The following is a 13,866-nucleotide window of genomic DNA, read 5'->3' on the forward strand; positions in this document are numbered from 1 at the left end:
TTTTATCGTGTCAAAGCTGCTTTCATGTTAGCAGACTTTTTGAATCAAACCGCTGACATCAATCATTCGGTTTGGCTAATTAATATATGCGCATCGTTAAGCATATGCCATAACAGACTGAATATCTAACACATTTTTTATACAATCGGGGCCAGCCGCAGAGGCGGCCCAATTTATTCGTGAGTAATTGTATCTATTATAGATTTGGCTTCAAAGCAGATTAAAAATCTGCTTTCAGCACCACCCGGTAACGCGCCCGGCCAGCATGTAAATGTTCAATTGCCTCGTTAATCTGCGACATCGGGAACACTTCAACCTGCGGCGCCAGCTGTTTGCGGGCGGCAAATTGCAGTAGCTGGCGCAAGGTCGATGGTGAACCGGTCGATGAACCCGTCACCGCTTTGCCACCACCAATTAACGCACCAGCCGAGACCTGTAACGGCTCTAAGGTCAGGCCCAGCATATGCAGCGTACCATTTGGTGCCAGGGCAGACAGATATACCGGCCAGTCCAGGCTAACATTCACCGTACTTAAAATCAGGTCAAACTTGCCACGCTGGGCTTTCAGGGCAGCGCTGTCACGGCTATTCACCACATGATCGGCGCCCATGGCTTTTAACTCTGCGGTTTTCTCCAGGTTGGAACTGAAGGCCGTAATTTCACAGCCCCAGGCTTTGAGCAGTTTAATGGCAATATGCCCAAGGCCGCCAATTCCAATCACCCCGACATGATGCACCGCCTGAATCTGGTGCTTAATGATCGGATCAAATACGGTAATACCGCCACAGAGCAGCGGGCCGGCACTTTCCGCATCCAGATCATCCGGTAAGGGAATGACCCATTGCCAGCCGGCGCGGACCTTATCGGCAAAACCGCCGGCATGGCCGACAATGGTGGCGACACTGCCGCCGGTACATTGCACCTGCCGGCCGGACAGGCATGGATCGCAGTGCTGGCAGCTTTCTGCCGTCCAGCCAATGCCGACGCGCTGGCCCACAGATAATCCTTTGGCTTCACTTCCTAACTGGACAATGGTGCCAATAATTTCATGCCCGGCCACCACCGGATAGACCGAAGAGCGCCAGTCATTGTTAATCACCGATAAATCGGAATGGCACAGGCCACAATATTCCACCTGAACTTCGACCTGATGCGGCAACAGTTCGCCAGCATCAAACTGATATGGCACCAGCGCTTCGCCGGGTTGCATGGCGGCATAGGCACGAATGGTAGTGTTGCTCATGATGAGTGCTCCTCGGCTAAAGGGGGAAGAGATTTAAAGGCGCAGTGATCTTCATGGTCGTTGACCATGCCGACGGCCTGCATAAAGGCATAACAGATGGTGGGGCCAACAAATTGAAAGCCCTGCTTTTTTAAAGCTTTAGACAGTGCCAGACTGGCTGCAGTATAGGTCGGGGCGCTGCGATAATCGGGCACGGTATGCTGCTCGGGCTGATGATCGACAAATTGCCACAGCCAGTCGACCAGATTGATACCTTGCTGCTGCAGCTGGAGCCAGGCCTGAGCATTGGTGCGGATGGCTGCGAGTTTGGCCGGATGCCGGATTAATCCGCGATCCTGTAATTTGTCCTGCAAGGCCTGATCAGACAACGCGGCAATATCGGCAATGGAATATTGAAAAAAATGCTGACGGTAACATTCGCGTTTTTTGAGCACGGTAATCCAGGCCAGACCGGCCTGCTGGCCTTCCAGACATAGCATTTCAAACAGCTGCGCTTCATCGTGAAGCGGGCGGCCCCATTCCTGGTCGTGGTAGGCGATATAGAGCGGATCTTCGGAGCACCAGCCGCAGCGTGTTCGATCCATAGATGATGCTCCTGTACGGGTTTAAAGCTGGAAATGAACCCATTGATCCTGACGGTTATCCCAGTAAGACAATTCCGCCTGAGGCAGATCGGCAAAGGCAATCCAGACATCCTTGCCGGATTTATCGGCATAGCCGGTGCTGATCAGAAGTGCATCTTCAGTAATTTCCATGATCCAGCCCTGATGACTCTGGCCGTTCAACATAATTTTCTGTTGATTCCCGGATTCGGCAAATTCGACCAGTCGATTGATCAATGCTTCTGACATGTACACTTCCTAAAGCAAACTAACGTAAATAGGGATAGGGATTGACTGCACCGCGACCTTTGCCATTTAAATACAGGCCATAATGCAGATGCGGCGCGGTATGGCGGGCGTTGCCGCTATTGCCGACATAGCCAATGAGATCGCCTTTCTTGACATAATCTCCGACCTTCAGGCCACGTTTATGCCGGTCCAGATGGGCATAATAATGCCAGCTGCCGCCCGGTCCCAGAATCCATACCACTTTACCACCCAAATTGTTATTGCGTAAGTCGGCAATGAGGCCTTCGGTGGCGCTGTACACCTTGCTGCCGCGTGGCGCTAGAATATCAATGCCTTCATGCAGGCGACCGCGACTGCGTGACGCGCCCCAGGTATCTTGCAAGTGCTGACGTTTGACGCCCTGTACCGGCACTGGCAAGCGGGTTTTAAGTGGCATGTGCTGCAGTTTTTTGACCATGGCCGGCGGTAGGGGCGCCGCAGGTTTTTTCGGTGCCGAGGTACAGGCCGCTAGCAGAATCAGACTGAAGAAAACACAGCAGAGTGAAATCGAGCGAAGCACAGCATCTCCCTGATGATTATTATGTCGATGGTATTCGAATTCCAGTCTTTGACTATGTCATAAATCGGCGGCCGAGATCAATTTTTTCATGGCGGTCGGCAGTCCACGTGCAGTGGCCTGTGCCGGCGTCATCCATTCGGCGTCCAGCTCAATCGCCAGATGTTCCTGCTGGTCCGGCTCGACCGGAATTACACTGGCATCCAGCAGCCAGGTAAAGTGGGTAAAGCTGTGTGAAATCTGCAGCTGCTGTTGTCGCTGTTTCAGGCCCAGACGCTGACAGAGCACCTGAAACTGCGCTGGATCATCAATAATCGGCAGGCACCATAATCCGCCCCAGAGACCGCTATTCGGTCGCTGCTGCCAGAGCCACTGGCCATCACTGTGTAAGAGCAATACCTGGGCCTGTCTCACAGACACGGCTTTTTTCGGTTTTTTAAATGGTAATTCGGCTTCTAGGCCCTGCTGATGGGCCTTGCAGTGCTGCTGCATCGGGCAGTACAGACATAAGGGTTTTTTCGGGGTACAGATGGTGGCACCGAGGTCCATAATCGCCTGGGTGTAGTCATGATTACGCTCGGTCGGGCACAGTTGTTCTGCCAGCTGCCACAAGGCCCGTTCATGTACCGGTTTGGACAGATCATCTTCAATGGCAAAAAAGCGCGCCAGCACCCGTTTGACGTTGCCATCCATAATCACGCCGTATTGTCTGAGACCCAAAGACATCAGTGCGCCTGCGGTCGAGCGGCCAATGCCGGGCAGGGCCATCCACTGTTCCAGATTTTCCGGAAAATGTCCTTGCTGGGCCACTATGCCAGCTGCTTTATGCAGATTGCGTGCCCGGGCATAGTAACCGAGTCCGGCCCAGTATGGCGCTACCTCATCCCAGGAGGCACGGCCTAAGCTTTCCACATCGGGAAAACGCTGAATAAAACGTTCGAAATATTGCAGCACGGTTTTGACCTGGGTCTGCTGCAGCATGATTTCCGATACCCAGACTTTATACGGATCATCGGCCACCTGCCAGGGCAGGTCATGGCGACCGTGTACATCAAACCAGGAAAGCAGGGCGTGGGAAAAAGAAAAGGCAGACATGAGAACCGGAACTGTTAAGCAGGCGCCTAGTATACCCAAATCTTGCCGGTGCAGCAGGCAATAAAAAAGGTGATGCCGCGGCATCACCTTCTGTTTTGGTAGCGGCAAGGCTTAGATGCTGCCGCTCATACCCCAGCGTTGGTCTAGCTTGAGGATTTGACCTTCATAGCGCGGAATAATGTGGATATGCAAATGCTGCGATGGGCTGCCAAACACATCGCCATCGTTAAAGCCGACATGAAAGCCCGCCGGTTGATGGCGCAGCTGTAATTCATTCCGCGCCAGTTCCAGCAGCGACATCAGGCTTTTACGTTCTTTGTCGGTAACATCAAAAAAAGAACTGACATGACGTAGAGGGATAATGACACAGTGGCCTTTAGACAATGCGTTCGGTTCGGGTAGAATCACGCCATAATCATTTTTGGCAATGACATCATATTCATCAAAGTTGCAATATGGGCAGTCTTGTTCGGTCATTCTTCTATCCTCTATTCAAATTCATTAATCTTTTTCAATATATATGGCCTCATGCCAGAATCAGGCCAAACGGCGTTGTAATAATTGGTACATGGCATCCAGGCTTTGCTGTTCTGCTACCGGGCTATAGCCGAGGTCGACGCCATTGGCTTTGGCACGTTCATCGGCCAGCGGGTTACTAAAGCCGTGCTTGGCATCTTCAAACACAATCACGTCATGTTCTACCTGGGCAGCGTGCATTTCTTCACGGAAGCTGGCCACATCATCCAGCGTTACCATGCTGTCCAGTTCACCATGCAGCACCAGAATTTCTGCCTGTACCTTGCCTTCCTGCGCTGGTTCTCTGGCCGCCAGAATGGCATGGAAAGTAGCAACGGCTTGCAGGTTGGCGCCTGAACGGGCCAAATCCAGCACCACTTTGCCGCCATAACAGAAGCCAATGGCTGCCAGTTTAGCCTGATTTACTTCCGGTTGGGCAGCTAAAGTGTCCAAAGCTGCAGACGCACGAGTCACAATTGTATTCGGGTCTTCAAAGGTCTGGCTCATCCATTCATTGGCCTGGGCAGCCGTGGTGGTATTTTTCTTGTCGCCATACATATCAATGGCCAGGGCGGCATAACCATGTTCTGCCAGTTCGCGGGTACGCTGTTCAATATATTCATTTCGGCCCCACCATTCCGGTGCCACAATCACACCCGCGACTGGTGCATCGGTTTCGGGTGCAGCAAAATAACCAACCAACTGGCTACCATCTGCCGCCGTATACTGAATTTCGCGAGTTTTGATTGCTAAAGTCATGCGTCCAATCCTTGTGTTTTTTGAAATAATTCGATTAAAACATAAAAATGAGACAGCGGTTTGAAAAACATTTCAATGGGCCTAAACAAATGTGAGAAAATATTTTTAAGTTATTTTTCAAAGAATAATCTGTCTGTATCTGCTGTCGGTCTAAACACAGGCATAAAAAAAGAAGGATTTGCATCCTTCTTTTTTGTGAGGGTCAGGGTATAAGAAACTATACCTTGCCGCGGGACAGGAAGCCGACAATTGCCAGAATAACAGCAATAACCAGCAGAATGACCGCGAAATCTTTAGATAAACCAGCGACACCACCGAAACCGAGTAGACTGGCAATAAGTGCGATTACAGCGAAGATAATGGCCCAACGAAACATAATTTTTCTCCATGTGTTTTTATACTTCTTGATCAAGTATAGGGGCAAGTCGCTGATTTGATTGTTTTGCTTTTGTTTATTAAGTGTTCAACTATTTATTTAAGTCTATGATTCTATTGTATCTATGACATAGCAGATGCTTTTGTAGAAGACTGTTATAATAGACCGGTTATTTTGTAGTGTTGTGCATCATGTCTGATCAGCTTCGTCCCCAATTCTGGAAAAATTATCCGTTAACAGCCTTAACCCAGGCAGAATGGGAAGCGCTGTGTGATGGCTGCGGCTTATGTTGCCTGGTTAAACTGGAAGATGAAGACAGTCATGAAGTCGCTTACACCAAAGTGGCCTGCAAGCTGCTGGATTGTACGACTGCCCGCTGTTCGGACTATCCGAACCGGCAGCAACAGGTGCCGGACTGTATTCAGCTGACGCCGGAAAAGCTGGACAGTATTCACTGGCTACCGCCAAGCTGTGCCTATCGCCGTTTAAAAGAAGGTAAAAACCTGCCGTCCTGGCATTATTTAAATACCGGTTCACGTCAGAGCGTGATTCGCGCCAAAAAATCGGCCGCTGGCCGCTGTATTTCTGAAACGGAAGTCAATGAAGAAGAAATAGAAGACTATATTGTGCGCTGGGTACGTTAAGTTTTTAGGCCGTCTGTATCTTTAAGAGCAAAATTGGCGATTTAAACCTGATAAAACAACTGCCGACACTCAGGCTGAGTTTCCCGCAGCAAGCGCTAAAAAATCGGCTATTGAAATACTGCATTTTGCCATAACATAGTACACTCAGCCGCAGCTTTGTACAGAAAACCTTCTATGTCAGACAGCCATATTCCACTTCCTGAACGTTTGCGCCCGCGCGATCTGTCGCAGATTATCGGTCAAGATCATCTTCTGGGGGAGCAGGCCCCGTTACGTCAAATGATTGATCAGGGCCATTTGCCTTCGATTATTTTCTGGGGACCACCAGGCGTTGGAAAAACCACCATTGCCTTGTTGCTGGCGCAGGCGGTTGATCGTCCTTTTGTCAGTCTGTCTGCGCTCAATACCGGGGTCAAGGAGTTACGTGAAGTGATTGCCGATGGCGGCGATTTACTAACGCCGGTGGTGTTTATTGACGAGATTCACCGCTTTAATAAATCCCAGCAGGATGCCTTATTAAACGCAGTCGAGAAGGGCAAAATTACCCTGATTGGTGCCACCACGGAAAACCCGTCTTTTGAGGTGAACAGTGCCTTGCTGTCGCGCTGCCAGGTCTATACCTTAAATGCACTGAGTGCCGAGGCCATCCAGCAGCTGCTGACCCAGGCCGTCCAGAATGATAGCTTCTTAAAAGAACGTTATATCCAGATTGAAGAGTTTGAAGCACTGGTGCAGTTTGCGGCGGGTGATGCACGTAAGGCACTCAATTTACTCGAGCTGATTGCCGGCACCTTTGAGCCGGACACAGAAAACAGTATTAACAATGCCCTGGTCGTGAAAGTGGCGCAGCAGAATATTGCCCGTTACGACAAATCTGGCGAGCAGCATTATGATCTGGTCTCGGCCTTTATTAAGTCGATTCGCGGCAGTGACCCGGATGCGACTCTGTACTGGATGGCGCGCATGCTCAAGGGTGGAGAAGATCCGCTGTTTATTGCGCGGCGTATGCTAATTGCTGCCTCGGAAGATATTGGCAATTCCAACCCAAATGCCTTGTTGCTGGCCGGTGAATGTTTCCGCGCAGTGCAGGTGATTGGTATGCCGGAAGCGCGGATTATTCTGGGCCAATGTGCAGTCTATCTGGCCACCAGTGCCAAAAGTAACAGTACCTATCTGGCCATTAACAAGGCGCTGGACTTGGCGGAAAAAACCGCCAATTTGCCGGTACCGTTACATTTGCGTAATGCGCCGACCAAGCTGATGAAAGAGCAGGGCTACGGGGTGGATTATCTGTATCCGCACAATTATCCGGAGCATTTTGTATTGCAGGATTATTTGCCGCCAGAATTAAAAGGCACCAAGCTGTATGAATCGGCGCGCAATAAACGCGAAGTTGAAGCCGAGCGTTTACAGCAGCGGCGCTGGATGCAGCAGCAACAGTAGCAATAAAAAAAAGCCCAATTCAGAGGGATGAATTGGGCCAAACTGGATGTTAGATTGGGAGAGAACATCCGCGAGGATTAACGAAACTGATCGGCAGTCACTGTAAAATTTACCGTGTCTTGCCTATGTGCTTAAGCATAGGTCAAAACTAAAAATATGTAAAAACGATCATTTTTATAAGTTGAATTTGTTTTTTCGATTGAGAGTGAGAAAACTCAGCCAATAAAAAACCGGATCAGCTGATCCGGTTTTTTTATCGTTCATCTTGGAGATGATCAGATATTGTCGAGGTTGATGCCTAAACGTGCCGCAACTTCTTCATAGGCTTCAACCACGCCGCCTAAACCTTGACGGAAACGGTCTTTGTCGAGTTTTTTCTTGGTGTCTTTGTCCCATAGACGGCAGCCGTCTGGAGAGAATTCATCACCCAGCACGATACGGTCGTGGAACACACCAAATTCAAGTTTGAAATCGACCAGAATCATGTTGCCGGCATCAAACAGGGCTTTTAGTACATCGTTAACTTTGTAAGTCAGTTCTTTCATTTGTGCCAGCTGCTCAGCAGTCGCCCAACCCAGCGCAATTGCTTGAGATTCGTTGACCATTGGATCGCCTAAGGCATCATCTTTAAAGAACAGTTCAAATGTTGGCGGGGTCAGTTCCTTGCCTTCTTCGACACCGAGGCGACGGCACAGAGAACCAGCTGCATAGTTACGGATTACGCATTCAACCGGAATCATGCTCAGCTTTTTCACCAACACTTCATTTGGGGTCAGCAGTTTTTCAAAATGCGTTTCGATACCGGCTTCAGCCAGTTTTTCCATAATAAAGGCGTTAAAACGGTTGTTCACCTTACCTTTACGATCTAGTTGTTCGATCTTTTCGCCATTGAACGCAGAGGCATCGTCACGAAAGACTAAAATCAGGTGGTCTTCACTATCTGTGGTATAAACAGATTTCGCTTTACCAGTATAGAGCAAGGTTTGTTTTAACATGAGGGAACCTTTTTCAGAAAAAAATGCCTAGTAATGTCTAGGCTGGCCAATTTTGGTAAATCTGGGCCAACAGGTCTGCAGCTTTTTCTTTGTCTGCAAAACTGTTGTCGGCGTTGAACACAGCCAGGTTGTTACTTGTACCGACAGAGGTGAGTCTTAAGACGTAGGTCTGTTGATCGACCGAGATGGTGACTTCGTAACGGTTTTTGCTCTGACCAATAATGCTATGGTTCAGGCTGCTGAGTGTGGCAAGCGTATACTGCCAAATTGTAGCAGAATTTCCATCTATTTTGAGCAGTGGATTTTGATTTCCATCTACAACCGGTTGTGGACGACCTGGCGCGGTGTTGTCCTGTACAGCAGCGGCCTGAGTTGGCTCTACGGCTGGAGGACGAGGAAGTGCGAAACGGTTGCCACGGCTGTTTTCCAGCTTCGGTGCATGTTCAATGGCCAGTGGGTCAACCGTTGGTGCAGGATACAATGGCGTTGCTGGTCGGGCCACAGCACCTTCAGGATATTGTAAGGGCGCAAGGGTGGTGGTGTCTTTATAATCCAGAGAGCCATTGCTGATGGCTAAAGAACTACAACCTGCCAAACTTACCACTGAAAGTGCAGCGATTAAACCAAAACGTAATTGCATAATATTGTGCTCTTATTAAATGACACCCGAAGCCTGTAAAGCTTCACGTAACGGTGCGCGATATTGTTCTGCAAGTGGCGTTAATGGCAGGCGGATGCCGGTACCAATTAAGCCCATTTCATGAAGTGCCCATTTCACCGGAATTGGGTTTGATTCACAAAATAGAATATTGTGTAAATTTGCAACTGTATTGTTACGTGCTTCAGCGCTGTCATTGTCGCCGGCAATGGCTGCGGCACAAACTTCGCTCATGACTTTTGGTGCCACATTGGCCGTAACCGAGATATTGCCTTTGGCACCAGCCAGCATTAACTGATAGGCAGTCGCATCATCACCTGAATAGACAGTCATGTCTTTACCGGCCAGACCAGCCAGTAATTCACGGCCACGTGGTACATCGCCAGTGGCATCTTTAATGCCCACAATTTGTGGAATGTCGGCCAGACGAATCACTGTTTCATTGGACATATCAACGCCAGTACGGCCCGGAACGTTATACAGGATTTGTGGCAGATCCACTGCTTCGGCAATAGTCTTATAATGCTGATATAACCCTTCCTGGGTTGGCTTGTTATAATATGGCGTGACGAGAAGTGCGGCATCGGCGCCGAGTTCTTTGGCTTCTCTGGTCAGTTCGATTGCTTCATGCGTTGAGTTTGCACCAGTACCAGCAATCACCGGGATACGTTTGTTGGCCACGCGAATGATTTCTTTAATCACACGTGTATGTTCAGCCATGCTTAATGTAGAGGCTTCACCTGTCGTGCCCACGGCCACAATACTGTTTGTGCCTTGTTCTATGTGCCACTCAACCAGCTTCTCGAGACCTTTCCAATCTACGCTGCCATCTTCTAACATTGGGGTGACGATTGCGACAATTGAGCCTTGAATGGTCTGTGCTTGCTGAGTCATTTTGAAAAAATATCCTATTTTTCCATCCACAAAAGTTCGTAGAAACAGAAAACGTGGATGGTTGCAGTATTTTGATTTGAGTCAGAATTCAATAAGTCATGATTGAATAATGCTTATGCAAATTATGACTGATTCAGTGTGTCAGAACAATATGCGTAAGTCAAAGCCAATATCAACTTTATCCGCTGCTCAAAACAGTCCGGTATAAGGCATAAGTTGGTGCTTTTACAGCAGTTCAGGTTCATCTTCGACTTTAGAATGAACTGGCGAGTAAGCATAGGTCTATAGAAGCTGTCCGGACAGCAATTTTGCCTGGAAAATGCAGTAAAAAGCCACGAAAACCAGGTAAAAGGGTCGGAATTAAGATAAAAAAACACTTAAACTAGACCTGAAAATTATTTGAATAGCCTTTTTTTAATGCCATTTCCTGCTTAAACCAGCTCGGAATGATTTTTTTCAGATCTAAATAAAAATAATAGTTTTGACTGTCTGTTTATTTATATCCTTTGATATTTATATGAATTTTATTGTTTTGTTAAATTGAAGCGCCTCAATTAAGTCTTTCTAAAACTATATGTTTGTGCGTCTTAAAATAAGAAATGTCTATTAATTTTTTGCCAGACCGGGGCTTTATTCCACTTATTGGTAGTTAATTCAGAGGACATCCTCATAGATGATGGCGGTCTTAACCTTTTATAAACACTGATTGAAACAAGGATTCTCCAATGGAAAGATCAGATAATCGACATGCGATTGTGACAGTAGCCATCTGTTTCTTGATTGCGGTCATTGAAGGCTTGGATATCCAGGCAGCAGGTATTGCCGCAGTTGGTATCCGTGAGCATTTTGGCCTCGATAGCTCGCAATTGGGGGTGTTTTTTAGTGCAGGGATTCTGGGCTTATTGCCTGGTGCACTGGTTGGTGGACGCGTGGCAGACCGTATTGGCCGTAAACAGGTGCTAATCTGGTCGACTGCCGTGTTTGCGGTCTTTACTTTATGTACCGTATGGGTCAACAGCTTTAACTCATTGCTGGCGGTACGTTTCCTGGCCGGTGCCGGTCTGGGTGCAGCCATGCCAATTCTGATTACGCTGGCCTCTGAAGCGGTATCACCACAAAACCGTGGCCGTGCCGTAGGTCTGATGTACTGTGGTATGCCAGTCGGTGCTGCGATTTTATCGTTAATTGCCAGTACCGATTTCGGTTCTAACTGGAAAAACATTTTCTACCTAGGCGGTTTATTACCGATTATCGTCATTCCAGTGATGATGTGGTTATTGCCAGAATCAAAGGAATATTTAAAAGCCAAAGATCAGGCTGCGAATACGACAGCAGAAGCTACGCCACAAGGTTCGTTTAAAGATCTGTTTAACTCGAACAACCTGCTACGTACCATGTTCATCTGGGTCAGCTATTTCTTCACCCTGATGGTGGTGTACATCATGCTGAGCTGGTTACCGTCGCTGTTCCAGGAACTGGGCTTCTCGCGTAAAGAAGGCGCAACTGCACAGTTCTACTTCATGGTCAGCGCGACGATTGGTACCGTTATTTTGGGTATGCTGACCGATCGCTGGAAAAAAGCCTATGTCATTCTGTTGATGTACGGCGGTATTCTGGCCGGTCTGCTGGCACTGAACGCTGCAGGTTCATTAACTCAAATGTATCTGGCCTCTGCGCTGGTGGGTGCATTCGTCATTGGCTGTCAGGGCGTGCTGTATGCCTTCGGTGGTATCGTGTATCCAACTGAAGTGCGTGGTACCGGTATTGGTGTGGCGTCTGCCGTGGGTCGTGTTGGTGCGATGCTTGGGCCTGCGATTGCCGGTTCACTGTTAACGGCTGGCTTTGGTGCAGCAGGGGTGATCTCTGCCGCGATTCCATGTATCGTGATCTCTGCCATCTTTATGTTACTGCTGGTGCGTCGTATTCAAAACTAAACACGCATTGTAACGACCCCTTCAGACAGCCCGCATATGCGGGCTGTTTTGTTTTCACCGTGCAGTCCAATGATTCCACTGCAACAAAACCATCCATTTGGTATATGCTAGGACGCTGACAATAAGCGAAACATGGATAGGTGTTATGCAAGCGCAGACGGCATTGATCGTAGTAGATGTACAAAATGGATTTACGCCGGGCGGCAATTTGGCCGTCGCTGATGCCGATCAGATTATTCCGATCATTAACCAGCTGGGGCAGGTCTTCGACAATATTGTCCTGACTCAGGACTGGCATCCGCAGAATCATATTTCTTTTGCCGACAATCATCCGGGCAAACAGCCGTATGAGGTGGTGACGCTGGAATATGGCGAGCAGGTGCTGTGGCCGGCACATTGCGTCCAGGGTACCGCCGATGCCGAACTGCATCCGGCGCTGGACTTGCCCCAGGCGCAGCTGATTATCCGCAAAGGGTTTCATGCGCAAATTGACAGCTATTCGGCCTTTATGGAAGCAGATCAGAAAACCACCACCGGCCTGGCCGGCTATTTAAAAGCGCGTGGCATCGACACGGTGTTTATTACCGGCATTGCCACCGATTTTTGCGTGGCCTGGACCGCCATAGATGCCTGCAAGCTGGGCTTTAATACCTTTGTCATTGCCGATGCCAGCAAAGGCATAGACCTGAAAGGTTCATTGCAGCATGCCTGGCAGGAGATGCTGGCGCATGGGGTGAAACGGGTCTATAGCAAAGATGTGCTGAGCCTGTTACAGCCTGCTGCACAGCCAAGCCTGGCCTGATTGGCCCGAATCATTCATTCAGAACGTGCCGAGGTCTATGGTGTTAGGTTTTAGCCAGTTTGTACAGAAAACTTTTGCCCTGTGGGTGCTGCTGTTTGCAGTGATTGCCATGTATCAGCCAGAGGCTTTTGTCTGGTTAAAAGCCTATATTACCTGGATGCTTGGCATCATCATGTTTGGTATGGGCATGACCATGTCACTGCAGGATTTTAAAGGCGTGCTGCAAAGCCCCAAAGCAGTCGCGATTGGCGTGGCCGCGCAGTTTATGGTGATGCCGCTGTTGGCCTATCTGTTATGTGCCTTATTCCGGTTACCGGCTGAAATTGCCATTGGGGTGATCCTGGTTGGCTGCTGTCCGGGTGGTACGGCTTCGAATGTGATTACCTATATGGCCAAAGGCAATACCGCCTTATCGGTGGCCTGTACTTCGGTGTCGACCTTGCTGGCGCCGCTGCTGACCCCGGCAATTTTCTTTGTGCTGGCCAGCCAGTGGATTGAAATTGATGCCTGGTCCATGCTGAGCTCGATTTTACAGGTGGTACTGTTCCCGATTGTACTGGGCCTGCTGCTGCGCGCGCTGTTTAAAACTCAGGTGGAGCGTTCCATTACCCTGATGCCGCTGGTTTCGGTGGTGGCGATTGTTGCCATTGTCGCGGCAATTATTGCCGGCAGCCGGGCACAGATTCTGGAAAGCGGCTTGCTGATTTTAGCGGTGGTGATGCTGCACAATGGCCTGGGCTATTTACTCGGTTTCTGGGCGGCGCGTTTATTTAAATTACCCTATGCCGACAGCAAAGCGGTGTCGATTGAAGTCGGAATGCAGAATTCTGGCTTAGGTGTGGCCTTGGCGGCGGTGCATTTTGCCGCGTCTCCGGTGACCGCCGTGCCGAGCGCCATCTTCAGTTTATGGCACAATATTTCTGGACCGGCACTGGCCACCTATTGGGCCAGCCGGCAGCGCCAATAAAGGACAGCTGTCATCCGGCTGTCATCAAGGCAAGGATGCCTTAGTATATTGAATATGCTGTCTTTTTACTTAGATAAAAAAACAAAAAAATGATAAAAAACAGATTTTTATTTTGAACAAATTTGGGCTAATT

The 13,866-nt window shown here is 49.0% G+C and carries 16 protein-coding genes; 5 read left to right on the top strand and 11 right to left on the bottom strand.

Features of this window, described 5'->3' with window-relative positions:
• Positions 1-220: 220 nt before the first annotated feature.
• The 8 genes from FTT68_RS08895 to FTT68_RS08930 all read right to left on the bottom strand — a co-directional run bounded on the left by FTT68_RS08895 (position 221) and on the right by FTT68_RS08930 (position 5,396).
• The gene (locus tag FTT68_RS08895; protein WP_168408747.1) at positions 221-1,243 is read right to left on the bottom strand and encodes an NAD(P)-dependent alcohol dehydrogenase; all 1,023 of its coding nucleotides are present in this window, start codon (positions 1,241-1,243) and stop codon (positions 221-223) included.
• Positions 1,240-1,827, bottom strand: coding sequence for a DNA-3-methyladenine glycosylase I (locus FTT68_RS08900; protein WP_180175294.1), 588 nt, complete (start codon positions 1,825-1,827; stop codon positions 1,240-1,242). Before FTT68_RS08900 ends, FTT68_RS08895 begins: the two co-directional genes overlap by 4 nt.
• Before the next feature lie 21 nt (positions 1,828-1,848).
• Positions 1,849-2,094, bottom strand: a complete 246-nt coding sequence (locus FTT68_RS08905; protein ID WP_005180946.1) for a hypothetical protein — start codon at positions 2,092-2,094, stop codon at positions 1,849-1,851.
• Positions 2,095-2,113: 19 nt separating this feature from the next.
• The gene (locus tag FTT68_RS08910) at positions 2,114-2,653 is read right to left on the bottom strand and encodes a M23 family metallopeptidase (RefSeq protein ID WP_005180945.1); all 540 of its coding nucleotides are present in this window, start codon (positions 2,651-2,653) and stop codon (positions 2,114-2,116) included.
• A 57-nt stretch (positions 2,654-2,710) separates the two neighbouring features.
• Complete coding sequence (gene mutY, locus FTT68_RS08915; protein ID WP_180175295.1) at positions 2,711-3,745, bottom strand: A/G-specific adenine glycosylase; 1,035 nt, start codon at positions 3,743-3,745, stop codon at positions 2,711-2,713.
• A 111-nt stretch (positions 3,746-3,856) separates the two neighbouring features.
• Positions 3,857-4,222 (bottom strand): HIT family protein, encoded by a 366-nt coding sequence (locus tag FTT68_RS08920; RefSeq protein ID WP_005180943.1) that lies wholly within the window; start codon positions 4,220-4,222, stop codon positions 3,857-3,859.
• Between the two features lie 60 nt (positions 4,223-4,282).
• On the bottom strand, positions 4,283-5,020 hold the full coding sequence (locus FTT68_RS08925) for a dienelactone hydrolase family protein (protein WP_016658694.1): 738 nt from the start codon (positions 5,018-5,020) through the stop codon (positions 4,283-4,285).
• A gap of 217 nt (positions 5,021-5,237) precedes the next feature.
• Entirely contained in the window at positions 5,238-5,396 is a 159-nt protein-coding gene (locus FTT68_RS08930; RefSeq protein ID WP_005006601.1) for a DUF1328 domain-containing protein, read from the bottom strand.
• Positions 5,397-5,587: 191 nt separating this feature from the next.
• Here FTT68_RS08930 and FTT68_RS08935 point away from each other — a divergent pair, with 191 nt between their 5' ends.
• Positions 5,588-6,040 (top strand): YcgN family cysteine cluster protein, encoded by a 453-nt coding sequence (locus FTT68_RS08935; RefSeq protein WP_016658695.1) that lies wholly within the window; start codon positions 5,588-5,590, stop codon positions 6,038-6,040.
• Positions 6,041-6,214: 174 nt separating this feature from the next.
• The gene (locus tag FTT68_RS08940) at positions 6,215-7,483 is read left to right on the top strand and encodes a replication-associated recombination protein A (protein ID WP_016658696.1); all 1,269 of its coding nucleotides are present in this window, start codon (positions 6,215-6,217) and stop codon (positions 7,481-7,483) included.
• Between the two features lie 275 nt (positions 7,484-7,758).
• Here the strand turns inward: FTT68_RS08940 and purC are convergent, their stop codons facing one another.
• Genes purC through dapA form a run of 3 tightly spaced genes read right to left on the bottom strand, consistent with a single transcriptional unit; the run spans position 7,759 to position 10,030 of the window.
• A complete protein-coding gene (gene purC / locus FTT68_RS08945) occupies positions 7,759-8,478 on the bottom strand; it encodes a phosphoribosylaminoimidazolesuccinocarboxamide synthase (RefSeq protein ID WP_005180935.1) in 720 nt (239 codons plus the stop codon).
• Between the two features lie 37 nt (positions 8,479-8,515).
• A complete protein-coding gene (locus FTT68_RS08950; RefSeq protein ID WP_005180933.1) occupies positions 8,516-9,118 on the bottom strand; it encodes a hypothetical protein in 603 nt (200 codons plus the stop codon).
• Positions 9,119-9,133: 15 nt separating this feature from the next.
• Positions 9,134-10,030 carry a 4-hydroxy-tetrahydrodipicolinate synthase gene (gene dapA / locus FTT68_RS08955; protein WP_005180931.1) on the bottom strand — a complete coding sequence of 299 codons (897 nt, stop codon included), beginning with the start codon at positions 10,028-10,030 and terminating at the stop codon, positions 9,134-9,136.
• A gap of 725 nt (positions 10,031-10,755) precedes the next feature.
• Here dapA and mhpT point away from each other — a divergent pair.
• From mhpT to FTT68_RS08970, 3 genes are all read left to right on the top strand, one after another.
• Positions 10,756-11,964 carry a 3-(3-hydroxy-phenyl)propionate transporter MhpT gene (mhpT, locus tag FTT68_RS08960; RefSeq protein ID WP_152342593.1) on the top strand — a complete coding sequence of 403 codons (1,209 nt, stop codon included), beginning with the start codon at positions 10,756-10,758 and terminating at the stop codon, positions 11,962-11,964.
• Positions 11,965-12,109: 145 nt separating this feature from the next.
• Complete coding sequence (gene pncA, locus FTT68_RS08965; RefSeq protein WP_152342592.1) at positions 12,110-12,766, top strand: bifunctional nicotinamidase/pyrazinamidase; 657 nt, start codon at positions 12,110-12,112, stop codon at positions 12,764-12,766.
• A gap of 37 nt (positions 12,767-12,803) precedes the next feature.
• Positions 12,804-13,733 carry a bile acid:sodium symporter family protein gene (locus tag FTT68_RS08970; RefSeq protein ID WP_034598041.1) on the top strand — a complete coding sequence of 310 codons (930 nt, stop codon included), beginning with the start codon at positions 12,804-12,806 and terminating at the stop codon, positions 13,731-13,733.
• The last annotated feature ends 133 nt before the right edge of the window (positions 13,734-13,866 follow it).

Source organism: Acinetobacter sp. Q85-2 (assembly GCF_013420555.1).
Lineage (GTDB): Bacteria > Pseudomonadota > Gammaproteobacteria > Pseudomonadales > Moraxellaceae > Acinetobacter > Acinetobacter indicus.

Coding starts and splice junctions, on each gene's coding strand:
- FTT68_RS08970 (WP_034598041.1), top strand. CDS start 12,804: ATGGTGTTAGGTTTTAGCCAGTTTGTACAGAAAACTTTTGCCCTGTGG.
- purC (WP_005180935.1), bottom strand. CDS start 8,478: ATGTTAAAACAAACCTTGCTCTATACTGGTAAAGCGAAATCTGTTTAT.
- FTT68_RS08935 (WP_016658695.1), top strand. CDS start 5,588: ATGTCTGATCAGCTTCGTCCCCAATTCTGGAAAAATTATCCGTTAACA.
- FTT68_RS08895 (WP_168408747.1), bottom strand. CDS start 1,243: ATGAGCAACACTACCATTCGTGCCTATGCCGCCATGCAACCCGGCGAA.
- FTT68_RS08925 (WP_016658694.1), bottom strand. CDS start 5,020: ATGACTTTAGCAATCAAAACTCGCGAAATTCAGTATACGGCGGCAGAT.
- FTT68_RS08905 (WP_005180946.1), bottom strand. CDS start 2,094: ATGTCAGAAGCATTGATCAATCGACTGGTCGAATTTGCCGAATCCGGG.
- FTT68_RS08920 (WP_005180943.1), bottom strand. CDS start 4,222: ATGACCGAACAAGACTGCCCATATTGCAACTTTGATGAATATGATGTC.
- FTT68_RS08940 (WP_016658696.1), top strand. CDS start 6,215: ATGTCAGACAGCCATATTCCACTTCCTGAACGTTTGCGCCCGCGCGAT.
- mhpT (WP_152342593.1), top strand. CDS start 10,756: ATGGAAAGATCAGATAATCGACATGCGATTGTGACAGTAGCCATCTGT.
- mutY (WP_180175295.1), bottom strand. CDS start 3,745: ATGTCTGCCTTTTCTTTTTCCCACGCCCTGCTTTCCTGGTTTGATGTA.
- pncA (WP_152342592.1), top strand. CDS start 12,110: ATGCAAGCGCAGACGGCATTGATCGTAGTAGATGTACAAAATGGATTT.
- dapA (WP_005180931.1), bottom strand. CDS start 10,030: ATGACTCAGCAAGCACAGACCATTCAAGGCTCAATTGTCGCAATCGTC.
- FTT68_RS08950 (WP_005180933.1), bottom strand. CDS start 9,118: ATGCAATTACGTTTTGGTTTAATCGCTGCACTTTCAGTGGTAAGTTTG.
- FTT68_RS08930 (WP_005006601.1), bottom strand. CDS start 5,396: ATGTTTCGTTGGGCCATTATCTTCGCTGTAATCGCACTTATTGCCAGT.
- FTT68_RS08900 (WP_180175294.1), bottom strand. CDS start 1,827: ATGGATCGAACACGCTGCGGCTGGTGCTCCGAAGATCCGCTCTATATC.